Consider the following 19459-nt stretch of genomic DNA (forward strand, 5'->3'; position numbering starts at 1 on the left):
CTGCATGCACGTAGTAACCGGACGGAGCGATCTGGATTACCCGACAGATCGACTCGACTCCGTAGCGGTCACGGTACTCGTCAACGAAGGCGTTCAGGGTTTGTTGCGGCGGTCGAGCTCCGCCTGGGCAAAAAAAGCACTGGCCAAGCGCAAAATCTCATTTGCCTTACGCAACTCACGATTCTCGCGTTCCAGAGCCTTGATGCGTTCTTGTTCCTCGGTCGTCTGACCAGGGCGGTGGCCAATATCAGTCTGGTGTTTGCGTATCCAGCCATGCAGCGTCTGGGGGACACAGCCAATCTTGGGCGCAATGGATTCGATGGCTGCCCATTCGGAGGGGTAGTCCTTCACGTTCTCCAGAACCATGCGCACGGCACGTTCACGGACTTCTGGGGAGTAGCTGTTGGATTTTTTCATGCCTCATTCTCTCAAGAGTTGAGGCCTCCACGAAACCCGGTGCGATTCAGTTGCTCCCTGTCCGACAGGCGCGGACGCGTATAATTGCAGCCTCACTGCGTGGACCATAAAGACTTCAAAGACTATTGGCGCACTCGCCGGGATACTAGCCACATCAAAGGAAAGTCTGTTAGTCTGATTCTGATTTGGCAAACGCGGCTAGAGGTCAAAACGCGATGTGCCAAAACTCGTTTTTTGTGCCCAATCCATTTGGGTATATGCGATATGAGGCGATGTTAATCGGGTAGTGGCTTTTTTCCTCTAAGCCAGATACCATGCACCTTAGAGCCAATTAACGCCTAGCAAAGCATACTCGCCTCGCTGTACTAGATTGCACTCCGAAGGCAGGGGTCACTGGTTCGAATCCAGTCGGGTGCGCCATTTCCTCGATTCTATTATCTACCTACCCTCGGGCTCAGGATCTGTGTTTACCTGAGTAGGTTCGGCAACTGTATCTTGTAGAGAGTCCAGTGAATTTGCGCCTTCAAGAACATGCGCACTTTCAGCCTGTTGCATCTTCTCGAGATGCCTGCACAACGCCTCATGGGTTTCGTCCAGTGCCTTCGTATGGTTCGTCCACCAGTCCGTAGACCACACTCTGAACAGCGTCCAGCCCAGCCCTTCCAGCACACCCTGACGAATCTTGTCACGTTCACGCGCATAGGCTGAACTGTGATACATGGCGCCGTCACATTCGATTCCAGCCAGGTAGACCCCGGGCTTGTCGGGATGCACGATACCCAGATCGATCCGGTACGCCGATACGCCAATCTGCGAATGAACAATCCAGCCCTTCTCTTGCAGCCCGCGCGCTACAGCAACTTCAAAAGGTGACTCAAAGTCACCCATGGAGCCATGCACCGCCGCCCCTAATGCGGAAGCACCGCGCTCAGCGTATTCCAGGAAGTGCTTGAGATCCGCCACGGCTCGGGCCTGCGTTCTGGCCAGATCGATACGCTCCGGCGGCATGGTGGAGAACACCACCATCTCGGAACGGGCGCGGGTCATGGCCACGTTCAGGCGGCGTTCGCCACCAGTACGGTTGAGCGGGCCAAAGTTCATGGTAACGTGACCCGCTTCATCCGGGCCGTAGGTAATGCTGAACAGGATCACATCGCGCTCATCCCCCTGCACCGTCTCCAGGTTCTTCACAAACACCGGCTCTAACGTGACCTCTTCCGAGAATGCCCACTCGATAGACGGATCGTCCGAGCGGGCCTTGTCCAGCAGATCCTCAATCAGACTTTGCTGTTCCGTATTGAAGGTCACCACCCCGATGGACTGTTGGCGTACCACCTGATCCTCGGAAGTAAGCCGTCGCACGATCTCCGCCACGATGGCTTTTGCTTCGCCCTGGTTATGGCGCGCCTTGCCACGGGCATAAAAACCTTCTGCCCGCACCAGCGACACCCCCTTGTCCGGATGCACCGGTGCGGGGAAGGTAACCAGAGAGCTGTCGTAGTAGCGGCTGTTGGAGAATGCAATCAGACTCTCGCGCCGTGAGCGGTAATGCAGGTTGAGCACACGCTGCGGAATACTGGCGCCAATCAACTCATCCAGAATACTCTCCAGGTCACCCTCTTCATCAATATCGCCATCCGGATCATCATCGGCACGGGCAAAGAAATTAGTGGGAGGCATCTGCTTGGGATCACCCACCACAATGACCTGCTTGCCCCGCGCCAGGGAGCCCACCGCATCCCAAACGGTAATCTGCGATGCTTCGTCGAAGATAACCACATCAAACAATGCCTGCCCCGCAGGCAAGAATTGGGCGATGGAGAGCGGCGACATCATCAGGCACGGTGCCAGAGAAGTGATCACGTCCGGCATGTCCTCCATCATTTCTCGCACCGGCTTGTGGCGAGATTTTTTCTGCAGTTCGCGGCGCAATACCCCCCACGAGGAATTGCGCTTGATGTCTTCTTCGTCCGGAATCTGTCCGGCCAGTTTGGCTGCAATATATTTCGCGGTCAGCTCGCTGAATTGGCTATCCAGCTCCCGGAAGCTATGAATGGCCGCTTCATGCTCGGGGGAAGAAAAGGTTCTCAGTACCTCGTCCTCGTCAATCACGGCAGCGGACCACCAGGTGCAATAAGCGGCCTCAAATGCTTCCACCACCTCATCCGGCTGAACGTCGCCGCTTTCGATAGCCTGCACCAAGGGGCCCAACTGCAGATCCATCGCCTCGGAGCGCCGCCGTACCCAGGCACACCAGTCCCGCAGAGCAATATGATGATCAACAATGCTCTGACACAGCGAAGGTATCGATTCCAACACATTCGCCTCTCTGGGCAACCGACCTTCGAGGGTGGAGCCAGTCAAGCTTTCAAACTGTGCGCGAATACTATTGAAGTCGGACAGTGTGCCCAAAAACTGGACAATCGCCCGACCAACCGGTGCCTCCGGTGCCAACAAATCATTGGCATCATAGAGCAGTGTCCGAATCTTGCCTCGCAGCGCCGCCAGGGACTCCACATCCTCCGCCAGCTTGCTTACTGCCACGCGTGCACGAGAACCCAACGATTGCAATGAAGCCATGGCTTGCGGATCGGAGTCGTAGGACTTCCAGTCTCGTAGGCCTTGTAACACCCCATCCAGCCGATCAATGTGGCCGCCAATCTCCCGCAGCTCACGCAGCACAGGGATATCTTTACTCGGGTCTGGCTCTCCCTGAGCACCACCCACCCTCATCTGTTTCAACACTTTGCGCTTGGCAAAAAAGGATTTTGGCCACCAGGTTTCATTGGCGTGGGTCCAGGCACTGCCCAGCTCATCGGCATCCAGCGCCTTCCAGGCCAGCGGCGCATACTGACAGCTCAACTTCGCCTGAGTAGCGATGTAGTGCTTCAAGCGGGTGACTGCATCCTCCAGCGCTTCCAACCGATCTGCCGCGTCCGGCTCCAGCGCAAAGGACGCCTGGGTACGGTAGGCATCCAGCAGCACCTGGCCACATTCCGCCACCGCAACTAATTTGGGCAACGACATAACACCCAATTCAGCACCCAACGCTTTTTCAAGGGCCGCCAGACTACCGTCCAGGCGCTCCGCCTCGGCTTTCAAGCTACCGGCAACCCGCACCAGCTCGCCCTGCCATTGCGAACTCCATTCGTATTGGGTTACGGCTTGCAAAGGATGATCAACAAGCGTGCCCACCGCCCTGGCCTGCACACTCAACAACGCGGCCATATCCCGCAGCTGTTGCAATTGCTTATCGTCGTGATAATCCGAGTTGGGCCAACTCAGTTTCGCCTTGGCCGCCAGATCCCCATCACGCACCTTTATCCCGATGGCATAGTGAGCGGTGAGTCCATTACGGCGAGGTTGGTGCAGAGTATTGACCACCCGATTCAAGCGATCACGCAGTACTTTCAGGCGCTCAGCCTCGACCTGCCACTGACTTACCTGGGATTGAGAAGCGCTGTTCCAGGATGTCCGTAACTGATCCAGCACATCCGCTTTCTTAGCCTTGTTGGAATGCAACTGCAGGCAAAACTGGCCCAAACCGATATCCCGCAGACGGCGGTACACGACTTCCAGTGCAGCGGTTTTCTCCGAGACGAACAACACCCTTTTGCCTTTGCCAAGCATATGGGCAATCAGGTTGCCGATGGTCTGGCTCTTACCGGTTCCCGGCGGGCCTATAATCACAAAATCCTTGCCCCGGTCTGCCGTGGCGATAGCCGCCATCTGGGCAGAATCTGCCGGCAGCGGTGCCAACAAATCCGCTGGGGTATATTCCCTGTCAATATCCGCAGGCTCCACAAAACGGATATCGCTGTCGTAGGGTTCTCTGGGTGTATCCAGCAGGTGTTTCACTACCGGGCTTTCTTTCAGCTCCGCAGAGCGATCCACCAGATCCTTCCACATCAGGTACTTGGCAAAGGAAAAGTGGCCCAACACCACATCTTCGACCACCTCGAACCCAGGCACGTCCTTGATGGCATGACGCACCCGGTTCCAGATGGCTGCCACGTCCACCCCACTCTCGTCCTCGGGCAGAGCGCCACCAAGGCCGTGGATCTCGATACCGAAATCCTTCTTCAGCATCTCCAGCAGGGTGGTATTGAAACGGGGCTCGTCATCATTGGCGATCATCTTCACCCCGCTGCGAACGGACTTTCGCTCCAGCGCCACCGGCAACAAGATCAACGGGGCACGATAACGCCGGTTATCTTTGTCCTTCTGCTTCCATAGCAAAAAGCCCACTGCCAGAAACAGGGTATTGGAGCCACCTTCCTTCAGCGAGGTTTGCGCCCGGCGGTATATTTCCACCGCCCGCTTGTCGAGCTCTTCCTGACTCAGCTCCACCAGCACCTGCTTCTTGGTCAGGGCGTCGCGAGCGTATTCCTCCTTCAGATCACCACCGGTGCGCTGCCGATAAATCTCTTCATCCTGATCCTGGGTCTGCAGCCGGGGGAAAGGAGCGATGGATATCCGCGCTCCGGTAGCCAGTACATCTTCCAGAGCGCCGGGATCGCTACACACCACGGCCAGATTGCTTTTGCTGGGTTTATGGTTGAGCAAGGGGTTGCGTGCCGACAGATCCAGCAACTTACGCTGCCAGCGATCCAGACGGCCACCCGGGGTTTCCTCGGGAAGATCCGCTTCCACGATCACCGTGTTGGGAGGCAGGACAGGCGCATCTTCCAGGCCCGGTTCTACCCGCTCACCGACACTATCCGCAGCAACAACATTATCCGCCTGCGATCTCAGGCTGATGGGATTGATCCGATGCCCCCGCGCCCGGCGGATATCAACGGCGGCAATAAACTCATGGTCTTTATCCAGCGCCACCTGCTTGGCACCCTCCTGCACGGCCCTGGAAAACGGCACGGCAGGATGCGCGGTCATCAGAGTGGTTTCGATCAGGATCAGCTCCTTGAGGGGAATCCGCTGACGCAGAATCTCGGCCTCATCCACCACCACACTGGCCAGATCCTCCTGTTCCAGCCACAGCCCCACCAGCGCATGACCTTGAGTGATAACGATCATGGGGTTGAGCTGCGCCTGCTCCAGAGCGGCGGCAAACAGCAGAGTGGTATCCAGGCAGGTCGCTACCCTGGCACTTTCAATCTGGCTCGGCAGACGAATCTTCTGCCCATTGGTTTCAAAACTAGCCGGTGGCAGCGCATAACCAAGCTGCATTCTGACTATTGCGGAGTAAATGGCAGAGGCCAGCAACCACACGCGCTCGCGACTGTTGGTGGTATAGCCATCAATCCCAGCTGGCTTGCCGGCCTTGCGCAGAATCTGGCTGGCCTGCCCCAGCAGCCTGTCCACCGCCGGATCATTAGGCGTGCAGAACGCCGCCAACAATTCCGGCATATAACCCGCCCCACCCCACTCATTGCAGGCCAGCAGCTCAACGTTGATCACCTGCTCAGTCAAGGTCTCGCCACCCTGACCAACCCGAATCGTCACCGTACCGCGCATGGATTCCGTCAGACCGAACAGGAAACCACCGTCCAACTCCAGGTCGCGATCCTTCATGCTCAGCAATCCGCCCGCCGCCAGCCGATCCACTGTCCAGGTCTTCTGCTTCAGAAACGCCGGGGAGGCTTCCAGCACAATCGACAGGTCGGATAGGTCTTGCTCGCTGTCCAGGTTTTCGATTTGCAATTCGCGCAGCACCGCGAAGGCGCTTTGATGGCAGGCGAAGTTGATTTTTTCTACCAGTGTGGTGTGGATTTTTATTTTGTGTGCATCCTGGCTAGGCATGTAATCATCCTCGTACAGTGGGTCGCTCTGCGCTCAATAAGTGCAGACAGCGGATAGCAGTGACGCGAAAGCCGGTGAGTTTGACGGATTTGAGGCACATGATGATTTCCTTTTCTATAGCTGACCAGCTAATGCGCGCCTTCTGCGATATTTGAATAAAACAACTTTCTTCTCCACCGCAAGCCTGCACCCATTGCCCGCCAAGCAAATCAACCTTTATCTGCTGCTCTATTCCGCGTTGTTTGTTTGGTATTGAGCTGCCGTTTCCTGAATTCGCAGCACCTTTTCCCGCTCGCGCTCCAGTTCGCGCTGAAGTTCTTCCCGGATTTCCCTTTCTCAACCTTCCCCCAAACGCCTGATCACCCCGGGCGTACTCCCCCAGTGACGCCGAAAAGCATGAGTCAGCGCACTCTGGCTGGAAAAGCCCACCTGCTCGGCAATGCAGCCGGGGGCCAGACGGGTTTCCAGTAGCAGGTTGCGGGCGCGTTGCAGGCGGGCCTGCAGCAGATAATGGGCCGGAGTGGTGCCCGTCGCCTGTCTGAACAGCTGGTGAAAGTGTCCGGTACTGACACAGGCCACCTGCGCCAACTGCTCCACTGTCACCGGTTCGGCCAGATGCTGCTGTATGTAATTATCCAGTTGCAGCAGGTTCAGACGCTGCGGCGCCGCAGGCAGACGTGGCGTGTGATCGAACAGGCGTTGATGCAGACTGGAAATGATCACCTGGGCCATGCCCTCTGCCGCCAGTGCCGATCCCTGCCACAGGCTTTCCTCCTGATCGATAAAACTCAACAGCAGACGCAGACTGGCGTCGGCCGTGAAATAGCGCGGGCGGTCGAACAGGCGCTCCAGTTCGGCGGAGTCGGGATTGTAGTGATCCAGCACCACATGGCGATTATTCCCCGTGCCTTCATAGAAGTGCACCTCACCCGCGGGCACCAGACAACCATGCATGGCGTCCACTCGTCCGCCGTGGCCGGCGATCTCGAATTCAGCCTGGCCGGATAGGGCAATGACCATCTGATGCCAGGGGTGGTCATGGTGCACACCGCGGGTCGGCAGCGTGCAATGACGGATGATAGCCTGCATACCAGCTCCTTTTCCGCTAGATCGATAACCATCAACTATAGTGAGGTCAGACATAGTTGGACACTATCAAGGGTATTGAGGCGCCCCAGTTTTCTGAGCCTCAAACAAAAACTCCCGAGTTCTGATCAAGACTTTGTTCGCCGCTTGCGGCCACACTGCTGATCAAATCAAAAAACAGAAGGTGCGCCATGCCTTTACCTCACCCGCTGTACGATCAGAACATCCGACAACACAGCACCGCTGACGAGCTGCTGCATCCCGATCTGGAGCAGCAGAGCCTGCCGCAACTGGCCCAGAAGATCAGCCTACATTACATGGTGGATGAAGACACCTTGATGCCGGAGCTGACCCAGGTCCTCGATCACCAGCCAGCCCACATCCAGCAGCTGCATCAGCGCACGGAGGATCTGGTCCAGCGGGTACGCAGCCAGGGTGATGCCGTCGACAGCCTGGATCAACTGCTGCAGCAGTACAGCCTCGACACCCAGGAAGGCGTACTTCTGATGTGTCTGGCCGAAGCCCTGCTGCGTATTCCTGATTCACGCACCGCAGAAGCGCTGATTCGCGACAAGCTGTCGGTGGCCGACTGGAAAAGCCATCTGGGGCAGAGCGACTCGCTGCTGGTCAATGCCTCCACCTGGGGACTGATACTGACCAAGGGCCTGGTGAAGATGGACCCGCGCGACGACCAGCCGTTGCCGGTACTCAATCGCCTGGTCAGCCGCCTGGGTGAACCGGTGGTGCGTCAGGTCATGTCCCATGCAATGAAGCTGATGGGGCACCAGTTCGTGCTCGGCCGCAACCTGCCCGAGGCGCTGAACAACGGCAAATCCCTGTTCAAACAGGGCTACACCTATTCCTTCGACATGCTTGGCGAAGCGGCCCGCACCCGTGAGGACGCCCAGCGTTATTTCGCGGCCTACCTGGATGCCATCGAGCGCGTCGGTCAGGCCACGACCAAGATCACGGCCGGCGCTACGGCACCTTCCATTTCGGTCAAGCTGTCCGCCTTGCACCCGCGTTATGAGCGCAGCCAGCGTGACCGAATACTGAAAGAACTCGGCGACACCCTGGCCCAACTGGTGACCCGTGCCCGGGAACTGGATGTGGCGATCACCCTGGATGCCGAAGAGGCAGACCGGTTGGAACTGTCGCTGGAGCTGCTGGAGCAGGTCTATCGCCAGCAGGCCAAGGGCTGGGGCAAGCTGGGGCTGGTGGTGCAGGCCTACTCCAAGCGCGCCTTGCCGGTATTGCACTGGCTGACCCGGCTGGCCGCAGAGCAGGGCGACGAGATTCCCGTGCGTCTGGTCAAGGGCGCTTACTGGGATACCGAGATCAAACTGGCGCAGATTGAAGGCCTGCCCAACTACCCGGTGTTTACCCGCAAGGCCAATACCGATATTGCCTATCTGGCTTGTGCCCGCTATCTGCTCGCGGACATCAACCGGGGCCGCCTGTTTCCCCAGTTCGCTACTCATAATGCCCACACCATCATCTGCCTGCTGGACATGGCCGGTGATCGGCCAATCGAATTCCAGCGACTGCATGGTATGGGGGAGGCGCTGTACAAGCAGGCGCTGCAACTGGCGCCAGCCGGCAGCTACTGCCGCATCTATGCCCCCGTGGGGGCGCACAAGGACCTGCTGCCCTATCTGGTGCGCCGCTTGCTGGAAAATGGTGCCAACTCGTCCTTCGTGCACCAGTTGGTTGATGAAGATGTACCTGTGGCACAACTGTGCCGCCACCCACTGGAAGCCCTGACCGGCAAGGCACACTATCGCAATACCGCGATTCCCCTGCCCCATGATCTCTATGGTCCGCAGCGCCCGAATTCCAAGGGACTTAACCTGATGATCAACAGCCAACTCGAACCCCTGCTCCAGGCCATGCAGCCCTGGAACCAGCATCAGTGGCAAGGTGGCCCTTTATTGGCCGCTGCCGTTACCGCCGAGCCGGGGCCAATAAAGGTCGTCACCAGTCCCTTTGATCGGCAACAGCAGGTCGGGCAGATCCAATGGACCAGCCCTGAACAGGTTCCCCAGGCACTGGACGCCGCGGCCCTGGCCTTCCCGCGCTGGAACGCCGTTGCGGTGACCGAGCGCGCGGCCTGCCTGCGCCGTCTGGCCGACCTGCTGGAGCGGCACTTTGCCGAGCTGATGGCGCTCTGTGCCCGTGAAGCCGGCAAGCAACTCAACGACGGGGTCGCCGAGATCCGTGAGGCAGTGGACTTCTGTCGCTACTACGCCGATCAGGCCGAGCAGAAGATGGGACAGCCAACCCTGCTGCCCGGCCCTACCGGTGAATCCAATGAGCTCTACCTCACCGGCAAGGGCGTGTTCGTCGCCATCAGCCCGTGGAACTTCCCGGTGGCGATTTTTATCGGTCAGGTGTCTGCCGCAGTAGCGGCGGGCAATACGGTACTGGCCAAGCCCGCCGAACAGACCTCGCTGGTGGCCCACCGCTGTATCGAGCTGATGCATGAAGCCGGTGTGCCCCAGGATGTGGTGCAGCTGGTACCCGGCTCCGGCAAAGAGCTTGGCCCCGTGTTCACCAGTGACCCGCGGGTTATCGGTGTGGTGTTTACCGGTTCAACCGGCACCGCACAACAGATCAACCTCGGTCTGGCCCAGCGCCAGTCTGGCCCGCTGGCGACACTGGTTGCCGAAACCGGCGGGCAGAACGCCATGCTGGTCGACTCCACTGCCCTGCCGGAACAAGTGGTGGCGGATGTGCTGGAGTCGTCTTTTGCCAGTGCCGGACAACGCTGCTCCGCCCTGCGGGTGCTGTTCCTGCAGGAAGATATCGCTGACAAGGTAGAAGAACTGCTGGCTGGCGCCATGCAGGAACTGCAACTGGGTGATCCGCGCGAGCTGGCCACCGATGTCGGGCCGGTGATTGACGCGCAGGCCCGAGAAAAGCTGCAGGCGCATATTGAGCATTACCGCCAGCAAGGCCGGGTACTGGCCGAAAGGACAGTGCCTGCGGCATGGCAGGCACAGGGCGAGTTCGTGGCACCGGTCGCTATCCGGCTGCACAGTATTGATGAGCTGACCAGCGAGCACTTTGGTCCGGTGCTGCATATCGTTCGCTACGCGTCGGCAGATATCATGCAGATCGTCGAGAGCATCAACCGCAGCGGTTTTGGTCTGACCTTTGGCATCCAGAGCCGCAATGAAGGCTTTGCTGCCGACATAGATAAACGCATTCGTGTGGGCAATGTGTATATCAATCGTAATATGATTGGCGCTGTTGTGGGCGTTCAGCCCTTCGGTGGCATGGGGCTTTCCGGTACGGGCCCCAAGGCAGGCGGACCGCATTACCTGCTACGCTTTGTCACTGAGCGAACCCGTACCATCAATACTGCGGCGATAGGTGGCAATGCCAGCCTGCTGGCGCAGGGCGATGACTGAGCAAGGAGCAACTTCAATGCTGGATAACAACAATAACCCCACCCCCGTCCGCGGGGCCTCCCCACAGCAGAGGGCATTCCCATGACCGAACAATCCTTTCAGCTGGTCGCTATCGGCCTGTACTTCCTGACGATGCTGGGCATCGGCTATTACGCCTATCGCCAGACCACCGACCTGGATGACTACATGCTGGCCGGCCGTAAACTCTCTCCAGGTGTCGCCGCACTGTCCGCCGGCGCGTCAGACATGTCCGGCTGGCTATTGATGGGTCTGCCGGGAGCCATTTACGCCTCGGGCCTGGTGGAAGCCTGGATTGCCATCGGCCTGACCATCGGCGCCTATCTCAACTGGCGTTTCGTGGCGCCGCGACTGCGCTCCTACACGGAAGTCTCCAACAACTCGATCACCGTGCCGAGCTTCATGGAGAACCGCTTCAAGGATAAGACCCGCCTGCTGCGCATCGCCTCCGGCGTCATCATTCTGGTGTTCTTCACCTTCTACGTGTCCTCCGGGATGGTGGCTGGCGGGGTGTTCTTCGAGGCCTCGTTCAATACTCCCTACCTGTTCGGCATGCTGCTGGTGTCCGGTATCACCCTGACCTACACCCTGTTCGGTGGTTTTCTGGGGGCTTCCCTGACCGACGTTGTGCAGGGGCTGTTGATGCTGGCCGCACTGATCATAGTGCCTGTGCTCACCGTCATCGGCATGGGCGGCCTGGGTGAGACGATCGATGCCATCCATGCCGCTGATGCTGCACACAACCTGGCCAACCCGGGTGCGGAACTGCACCGCACGTCGCTGCTATTCGGTGGCAGCGTGCTGGCGATCATCTCGGCTGCTTCCTGGGGGCTTGGCTACTTCGGCCAGCCGCACATCATCGTGCGCTTCATGGCCCTGCGCTCGTCGGCGGATGCCAAAGCCGGACGCCGCATCGGTATTGGCTGGATGATTCTGGTTGCCAGTGGCGCAGTCTTCACCGGTCTGATCGGTGTTGGCTATTTCCACACCAGCAACGAGGTTCTGGATAACCCGGAAACCGTGTTCCTGCTGCTGTCGCAGATCCTGTTCCACCCGCTGGTAGCCGGTCTGGTATTGGCAGCCGTACTGGCCGCGATCATGTCGACGGTTTCTTCCCAGCTGATCGTCTGTTCGTCAGCACTGGTTGAAGACCTGTACAAAATCTTCGGCAAGGATCTGACCGCACTGCAACAGGTTCGTCTGGGACGTCTGGGGGTACTGACGGTCGCGGTGATCGCCGCGCTGCTGGCCATCGATCCGCGTTCCAACATCCTCGGCCTGGTTGCGTTCGCCTGGGCAGGATTTGGTGCAGCCTTCGGCCCGATCATCCTGCTGTCGCTGTTCTGGCGCAAACTCACCGCAATGGGCGCGCTGGCCGGCATGATCACCGGTGCCGTGGTAGTGGGTATCTGGGGCAACATCGCCAGCCTGCAAGCACTGATGTACGAGATCGTGCCCGGCTTCCTGGCCTGTACAGTGGTCGCCATTGTTGTGTCCCTGCTGATCAAGACCCCTCACGACGAGGAAATTCAGGCAGAGTTCGACACCATGGAGTCCCAGCACTAAGCAGGTAACATGGCTCTACCTATGACGGCGCCTGCGGGCGCTGCCATAGCGATCCAGCCACACCCGGTCGCTCCCCCATCCCCCTCGTGATACCCTACGGCGCGTATTCGGCATCACTGCCGGCAACGTCTACGCCGCCAACAGCCACGGCTGCACTCTGTACCAACCACAACAGCGCCGCCTATACGGCCGGCGATCGCTGGTACCATTCTGCGGCATCAGCAGACGTAACCACGCCCTCCCCGCCTACCCGCATAGCAAGGAGCAAGCACCACAGTGCAAGCATGCAAACTCAGTCTTATCGCATTAGCCACCGCCTCAGTCATCGCCTCCCAGCCCAGCCTGGCCAGTAACCAATCCGAATCCAGAGGCTTTATCGAGGACAGCAGCCTCAGCCTGCTGAACAAGAACTACCTGTTCGACCGCGACTACAAGCATTCCTCGGGCACTCACCATGACCAGCGCGAGTGGATTCACGGCATGCGCGCCTCCTTCACCTCCGGTTATACCCAGGGCGTGGTTGGCGTAGGCGTAGATGCCCATGCCGCCGGGGTCATCAAGCTGGACAGTGACCGTAATGGCGGTAACAGCGGCACCGGTATCCTGCCAACCGGCTCTGATGGCAAGGCCCAAGACAACTATTCCTACGTGGGCGGCAGCCTCAAGGCACGCATCAGCAACACCGAACTCAAGGCCGGCGACCTGATCCCGACCAACCCCGTCTTCGGCATGGGCAGCTCGCGGATGTTCTTCGGTACCGCTCAGGGTTTCCAGTTACTGAGCAACGAGATCGATCGCCTGAGCCTGGAAGCCGGGCACTTCACGTCCATCCGTGACGGCAGCATGAACACCAACCGCGATGGCGAGATCACCCTGACCTACGGCGGCGCAGTGGATGCAGCCAGTGCGGACTACCTGGGTGGCAGTTACCAGATCACCGATCGGCTGAGCGCGATACTCTACGCCGCCAAGCTCGAGGACATCTGGAACCAGTACTACACCAAGCTCAACTACGTGCTGCCGCTGGCGGATGAACGCTCGCTGGAACTCGACTTCAACCTGTATGACACCAGCAACACCGGCAAGGATCTGGCCGGCAAGATCGACAACACCACCTGGTCGCTGTCCGCCGCCTATACCACCGGCGCCCACAGGTTCATGCTGGCCCACCAGCAGGTCGATGGTGATGAGCCCTTCGACTACATCGGCATGGATAGCGGCAACACCGGCGGCTCCATCTGGCTGGCCAACTCCATCCAGTATTCCGATTTCAACGGCCCCAACGAGAAGTCCTGGCAGCTGCGCTACGATATCGACATGGGCTACTACGGCGTACCCGGCCTGAGCTTCATGGCCCGTTACATTACCGGTGATGATATTGACGACAGCCGCTACAACGGTGGCCCGAATGGCGTTTACGGCTGGTACAGCACGAATACCGGCGGCAAGAAGGGCAAGCATTGGGAGCGTGATCTGGAAGCGCGTTACGTCGTGCAGTCAGGCCCGGCCAAGGACCTTTCCGTCCGCGCCAGCTATGCCGTGCACCGTGACAACGGCTTCAGCAGCGAAGCGAATGAGCTGCGTTTTGTAGTCGAGTATCCGCTGGATATCTTCTGATATCGCGACACAGAACAGGACGGTCATCCAGTAAGGCAGGGAAGGCTTTCAACACGTCCGTCCGCTAGCCTCTGCCGCTTCACGCAGCCGCTGCTGATCTGCCTCGCAGGTCAGCGCGCTACGCTGCAGTGCAATGGCCACCTGTCTGGCAGCAGCTTCATCTCGTGAAATCTGTCGGCTGCTCAAGCTGATAAATGGAATCTTGAATATCGTCCAGCTTGTCCGTCAGGGCTGCCTGGGCGTCATACAACCCATGATTGTAATAGTAACTACCCAGCTCACGGGAAATGAAGTCCAGCAGAAATTCCGCATCAAACTGACCAATATCCTGCTTGAGCTCTGCTGTGCAACAGACCTGCAGCTTACGAACCAGGATGGCTTTTTCTTCCTTGCTAAAATCGATTTCAGGCATGGAATACACTTCCAAGGATGCGGGTCGGTTGATCCGCTCATGATGAGTTAATGGGGATAACAGATAATTCGGCGCCAACACCCGAGAGTCTTATTTCCTTGGTGCTTCCTTATGCGTACGAACCAAGACCGTGACCCCCCTGTCTTCGACCATAGGCTAGTACCACCACGGCACCGCCAGTGCTAAATTACCGTGTTACAAAATAAACCCCAACCAATAAATAAAAGTGCTAATAGGCCCTTGCTCCTACAACAATGAGGTTGATACATGCTCATTTTTTTCGCCAGCCTTGCGATCCTTATTCTCGGCTATAAGTTCTACAGCCCCTTTGTGGAAAAACAAGCTGGTATAGACCCCACCGCAAAAACTCCTCAAGAACGCCTGCATGATGGTGTGGACTACGTTGCCATCAGTCCGGCCAAAGCGTTCCTGATTCAATTTCTGAATATTGCCGGGGTCGGCCCCATTTTCGGGCCTATCCTGGGCGCCCTGTACGGTCCCATCGCACTGGTGTGGATTGTTATTGGTAACGTGGTAGGCGGCGCGGTTCATGACTACTTTTCCGGTGTCATGAGCATGAAGGAAGACGGCAAGAGCTTGCCGGAGATTGCGGGTAATTATTACAACGTGATCTTCAAGGGCGTGATGCTGGTGTTCACCTGCATGCTGCTGTTCTTTGTAGGCGTGGTGTTCATCATGAGTCCGGCGGGACTGTTGAGTAACCTGTCTTTCTTCGAAGGTACTTTTCTGGCTGGTAACACTTTCTGGGTGTTAGTGATTCTGGGGTATTACTTCTTCGCTACCCTGCTGCCTATCAACAAGATCATTACCAAGCTATATCCGCTGTTTGGTTTGCTGATGATTGTGATGACCACACTGGTTGCTGTGGCACTGTTGCTGGAGGCACCCAACCTGCCGGTGGTGAATGATGTGTTTGCGTATTTCGACGGCCATCATGAGCATGACTTTCTGGCACCTAACCCGGACGGTTTGCCGGTCTGGCCGCTGTTGTTCCTGACCATTACCTGCGGTGCCATCAGCGGTTTTCACTCTACCCAGTCACCGATGATTGCCCGTTGTATTACCAATGAGAAATATGCCCGGCCGGTATTTTATGGCGCGATGATGTGTGAAGGCATTGTTGCCTGTGTCTGGGCATTGGCGGGTATTGCGGCTTTCCCTGGTGGTTATGTCGAACTGAAAGACATGCTGGATCTGGGCGGGCCGGGGCTGGTGGTGAACCACATTGCGACCAGTTACCTGGGCGTGTTCGGTGGCGTGATGGCGATTCTGGCGGTGGCTATTTTCCCGATTACCTCGGGAGATACGGCGTTCCGCTCACTGCGCCTGACGGTTACCGATGCGTTCAAGATCAAGCAGTCAGCCATGCACAGACTGGCGCTGGCCGCACCGATATTGGGCGTGGCCTATCTGATGACCTTCCTGGATTTCTCGTTGATCTGGCGCTACTTCGCCTTCTCCAACATGCTGCTGTCTACCAGTGTGCTGTGGCTGGCAACCAAGTATCTGTTCGACCGAGGCACTTTCCACTGGATTGCCAGTATTCCTGCAGTGATCGGCACGGCGATTACCGTGTCCTATATCGCAACCGCCGGGATTGGTTTGAACATGCCGGAGGAGTACAGCAAGCCCATAGGTATCGTGGTTGGTCTGGCTTGTCTTATCGGCTTGATCTACCAGCATAATAAGCGCAGTACGAACGTTTATGCAGGTCCTCAAGCCTGATGCAACTCGGCGTGCGGTTGTGGTGTTGAACACATCACAACCGCACGCAATCACGGTCAGTCTATCTGACGTCTACTCCCGGTTTTCAGCTGAACCGCGATCCGCGTACATATCTGTTCCTTCCTCCAGAAACACCTCGATCAAACCGATAACAACACCCGGCTTCTCTCGATGGGGCACATGCCCGCAATCCGGCAGTATTTCCATCGTGGCGGGTCCTGTGACCAGCGATACAATGTGCTCGGGATGCTGTGCAGAACCGTACTCATCACCGTCGCCATGAATGGCCAATACCGGACAGCGGATCTGGGTCAGGCTTTCGTTCAGATTCCAGTGACTGAAGCTGTCAGCGAGCCAGGTATCAACCCACGCGCTCAGCACCCATGCCGCCTTGGCTCCGTGGTATTTGCTCAGACGCTCCAATTGACCCGGCCTGGCAAATGCCTGCTGGGCCTGCCGAATACCTTCCAGGGTGCAACTTTCGACAAACGCCTGCGCGGATAAGGTGATCAATCCTCCACACCGTTCAGGGAAGGCCGCCGCACATGCGATGGCCATGCCGCCTCCCACACTGTGCCCAAGGGCGATGAAGTCCTGCAGCTCAAGCGCTTGAAGCAGTGCTGAAAAGGAGTTGTCAGCCTCGTCCAGCACAAAGCTGACATCCAGCGCTTGTGGGCAAGGGTCCGACAGACCGAAACCAAGACGGTCATAGGCGATGACCTCCCGCCCTGTTGCCGCCGATAGCGTCTCAGGAAAATCCTTCCACAGCTCGACACAACCCAGCGAGTCGTGAAACAGAACGATAGGCACCCGCTCTGTGCGAACCTGCTCGATGGGCACCCAGCGCTTGACGAACAGGCGTCCCGCTGACGTTTCTACCCAGGTGTCACTGGTCGTTATCCTGATCATGACCTCTGACTGGCTCCTTTCACTTTTCCACTTACTTTTCGACCCTGCCGTGCATCACCATGATCGTCTGTTGCATCAGCGCGCAAAGCGACTCCTTACCGTTCTTGACGGCAAACACCTCTGCCTTGGTAATGACCAGCGTACGGCCGGGGCGAATGACCTGGCCCCGGGCGATCAGCATCTCGCCATCGGCCGGCGCCATCAGGTTCATCTTGTATTCCACGGTCAGGACAGATGCGTCCGCAGGCACCAGGGTCATCGCAGCATAACCGGCGGCCGAGTCGGCAATCATGCCGACCACCCCGCCATGCACAAACCCGTGCTGCTGTTCCACGCCCTGCCAGTGCGGCAGATGAATCTCGGTGCGACCCTGTTCCACCACAGCCAGGGTCGCCTGAATGAGCGCCATGGCGTTTTGCCGGTCGAAGCTGGCGCTGACGCGCTCGGCGAAGTGAGGATCGGAATTGACTGTCATCTGGCGGGCCTCCGGTAGGATGGTTTTCAACTGAGGGACAAAAAGTAATGCACCGCCGGACCGGGTCCAGGCGGTGCACGGCTCAGCACTTTACTTGAAGTTGCGCTTAACCAGGCGTTCCAGCCAACCGACGATGCCCGCCCGGAACAGCAGTACGCACAGTACGAAGATCACGCCGAGAATCACGTGCACCCACTCACCGAGCGGGCCGTTGGACAGCGAGCTCTGCAAGGTCACCACCACAGTGGCGCCGACCAGCGGGCCGAGAATGGTACCGACACCGCCAAGCAGGGTCATCAGGATCACTTCGCCGGACATGTGCCAATGCGCATCTGTCAGCGATGCCAGCTGGAATACTACGGTCTTGGTGGATCCGGCCAGACCGGCCAGCGCAGCGGAGATGACGAAGGCCAACAGTTTGTGCGCATCGACGTTGTAGCCGAGCGACACCGCTCGCGGCTCGTTCTCGCGAATCGCCTTGAGGACCTGGCCGTAGGGTGAATGAATGGTGCGCTGGATAATGGCAAAGCCGAGAATGAACACGGCCAACACGAAGTAATACATGGCCATGTTGTTGTTCATGTCGATGAAGCCAAACAGATTCCCGCGCGGAACGCCCTGCAGGCCGTTTTCACCACCGGTGAACGGCGCCTGAACGAACACGAAGAACACCAACTGCGCCAGCGCCAGGGTAATCATGGCGAAATAGATGCCTTGCCTGCGGATCGCCAGCATGCCGAACAAGGTACCGAGCACCGTTGCCGCCAGAGTGCCGACGAGAATGCCCAGTTCGGTACTCAGGCCGCTGTATGTGCTTAGCACATGACCGGTAATGTAACCACCGGTAGCAAAGAAGGCGGCATGACCGAAGGACAGTAATCCCGCATAGCCCAGCAGCAGGTTGAAGGCGCAGGCGAACAGTGCGAAGCACAGCAGCTTCATCAGAAATACTGGATAGGCCACGAACGGCGCTACCAGCGCGATGCCCAGCAGCACAGCATAGAAGATCTTCTGGCGGCGCGCCGCCGCGTGTCTGCGCTCACGCACCACGCTTGCCTGCGGCATAGGTACCGCCTGATTATTGACCGGATTCGTCATGCTCATGCCTCCTTCCCGAACAGTCCCGCAGGACGAATCAGCAGCACCGCCACCATGACCAGAAACACCACAGTGTTAGCCGCTTCCGGATAGAACACCTTGGTCAGGCCCTCGATTATGCCCATGGCGATCCCGGTAACGATGGCACCGAGAATCGATCCCATACCACCGATGACAACCACAGCGAACACGACGATCAGCAGGTTGGAGCCCATGCCCGGCGTTACTGCATAGATGGGTGCTGCCAGTACGCCAGCGAATGCCGCCAGCGCGACGCCGTAACCGTAGGTGAGGGTCACCAGCAGCGGTACGTTGATGCCGAAGCCCTGCATCAGTTTGGGGTTTTCAGTGCCGGCACGCAGGTAGGAGCCCAGGCGCGTGCGTTCGATGACGTACCAGGTCGTCAGGCACACCACCAGCGCTGCGACGATCACCCAGGCGCGATAGGTGGGCAGGAACATGAAGCCCAGATTGAAGCCGCCCCGGAGTATCTCGGGCATCGGATAGGACGAGCCCGACACACCAAACAACTTGACGAAACTGCCTTCAATGATCAGCGCCAGACCGAAGGTCAGCAGCAGTCCGTAGAGGTGATCTTCACCGGCAATACGCCGCAGCAGTCCACGCTCGATGGCCATGCCGAGACCGCCGATCAGCAACGGCGAGAGCAGCAGCGCCGCCCAGTAGTTCACACCCAGATAGTTCAGGCCCAGATAGGCGGCGAAGGCGCCCAGCATGTACTGCGCACCGTGAGCGAAGTTGATGATGCGCAGCAGGCCGAAAATAATCGCCAGGCCGAGGCTCAACAGGGCGTAGAACGCGCCGTTGATGAGGCCGAGCAGCAACTGCCCGAGCAGTACGCTCAGGGGAATGCCGAATACGAGAGTCATGGTTCACCACTCGATGTAAGTCTGAAGCGCCCGGTCGTTACCGACCGGGCGA

11 protein-coding genes, 1 pseudogene and 1 other annotated feature are annotated in these 19459 nt (G+C 58.3%); of the genes and pseudogenes, 4 read left to right on the forward strand and 8 right to left on the reverse strand.

The annotated features are described in order from the left end of the window. The 3 genes and pseudogenes from INT39_RS20860 to INT39_RS20870 form a co-directional block, all read right to left on the reverse strand. Nucleotides 1-417: pseudogene (locus tag INT39_RS20860) on the reverse strand (transposase); the annotation flags it as partial. Next, nucleotides 23-139 (reverse strand) — a sequence feature (AL1L pseudoknot). (Overlaps the previous pseudogene by 117 nt.) A gap of 438 nt (nt 418-855) precedes the next feature. Beyond that, nucleotides 856-6177 carry a DUF4011 domain-containing protein gene (locus tag INT39_RS20865; RefSeq protein ID WP_193075896.1) on the reverse strand — a complete coding sequence of 1774 codons (5322 nt, stop codon included), beginning with the start codon at nt 6175-6177 and terminating at the stop codon, nt 856-858. A gap of 336 nt (nt 6178-6513) precedes the next feature. Further along, nucleotides 6514-7266 (reverse strand): AraC family transcriptional regulator, encoded by a 753-nt coding sequence (locus tag INT39_RS20870; protein WP_193075897.1) that lies wholly within the window; start codon nt 7264-7266, stop codon nt 6514-6516. A 188-nt stretch (nt 7267-7454) separates the two neighbouring features. Between INT39_RS20870 and putA the strand changes: the two genes are divergently transcribed. The 3 genes from putA (at nt 7455) to INT39_RS20885 (ending at nt 13877) form a co-directional block, all read left to right on the forward strand. Continuing rightward, the gene (gene putA, locus INT39_RS20875) at nt 7455-10676 is read left to right on the forward strand and encodes a bifunctional proline dehydrogenase/L-glutamate gamma-semialdehyde dehydrogenase PutA (protein WP_193075898.1); all 3222 of its coding nucleotides are present in this window, start codon (nt 7455-7457) and stop codon (nt 10674-10676) included. An 81-nt stretch (nt 10677-10757) separates the two neighbouring features. Further along, complete coding sequence (gene putP / locus INT39_RS20880; protein WP_193075899.1) at nt 10758-12260, forward strand: sodium/proline symporter PutP; 1503 nt, start codon at nt 10758-10760, stop codon at nt 12258-12260. Nucleotides 12261-12536: 276 nt separating this feature from the next. Beyond that, complete coding sequence (locus INT39_RS20885; RefSeq protein WP_193075900.1) at nt 12537-13877, forward strand: OprD family porin; 1341 nt, start codon at nt 12537-12539, stop codon at nt 13875-13877. A 157-nt stretch (nt 13878-14034) separates the two neighbouring features. Here the strand turns inward: INT39_RS20885 and INT39_RS20890 are convergent, their stop codons facing one another. Beyond that, nucleotides 14035-14289: a DUF2164 domain-containing protein gene (locus INT39_RS20890; protein ID WP_193075901.1), complete on the reverse strand. Its 255-nt coding sequence runs from the start codon at nt 14287-14289 to the stop codon at nt 14035-14037. Nucleotides 14290-14556: 267 nt separating this feature from the next. Here INT39_RS20890 and INT39_RS20895 point away from each other — a divergent pair, with 267 nt between their 5' ends. Continuing rightward, complete coding sequence (locus INT39_RS20895; RefSeq protein WP_193075902.1) at nt 14557-16035, forward strand: carbon starvation protein A; 1479 nt, start codon at nt 14557-14559, stop codon at nt 16033-16035. A 72-nt stretch (nt 16036-16107) separates the two neighbouring features. On the opposite strand, the gene INT39_RS20900 is transcribed toward INT39_RS20895, so the two are convergent. From INT39_RS20900 to INT39_RS20915, 4 genes are all read right to left on the reverse strand, one after another. Continuing rightward, on the reverse strand, nt 16108-16944 hold the full coding sequence (locus INT39_RS20900) for an alpha/beta fold hydrolase (protein ID WP_193075903.1): 837 nt from the start codon (nt 16942-16944) through the stop codon (nt 16108-16110). A 31-nt stretch (nt 16945-16975) separates the two neighbouring features. Further along, the gene (locus tag INT39_RS20905) at nt 16976-17419 is read right to left on the reverse strand and encodes a PaaI family thioesterase (RefSeq protein ID WP_193075904.1); all 444 of its coding nucleotides are present in this window, start codon (nt 17417-17419) and stop codon (nt 16976-16978) included. Between the two features lie 90 nt (nt 17420-17509). Then, nucleotides 17510-18517, reverse strand: coding sequence for a branched-chain amino acid ABC transporter permease (locus INT39_RS20910; RefSeq protein ID WP_193075952.1), 1008 nt, complete (start codon nt 18515-18517; stop codon nt 17510-17512). A 2-nt stretch (nt 18518-18519) separates the two neighbouring features. Further along, a complete protein-coding gene (locus INT39_RS20915) occupies nt 18520-19407 on the reverse strand; it encodes a branched-chain amino acid ABC transporter permease (RefSeq protein ID WP_193075905.1) in 888 nt (295 codons plus the stop codon). Nucleotides 19408-19459: the final 52 nt, after the last annotated feature.

Source organism: Pseudomonas sp. FME51 (genome assembly GCF_014897305.1).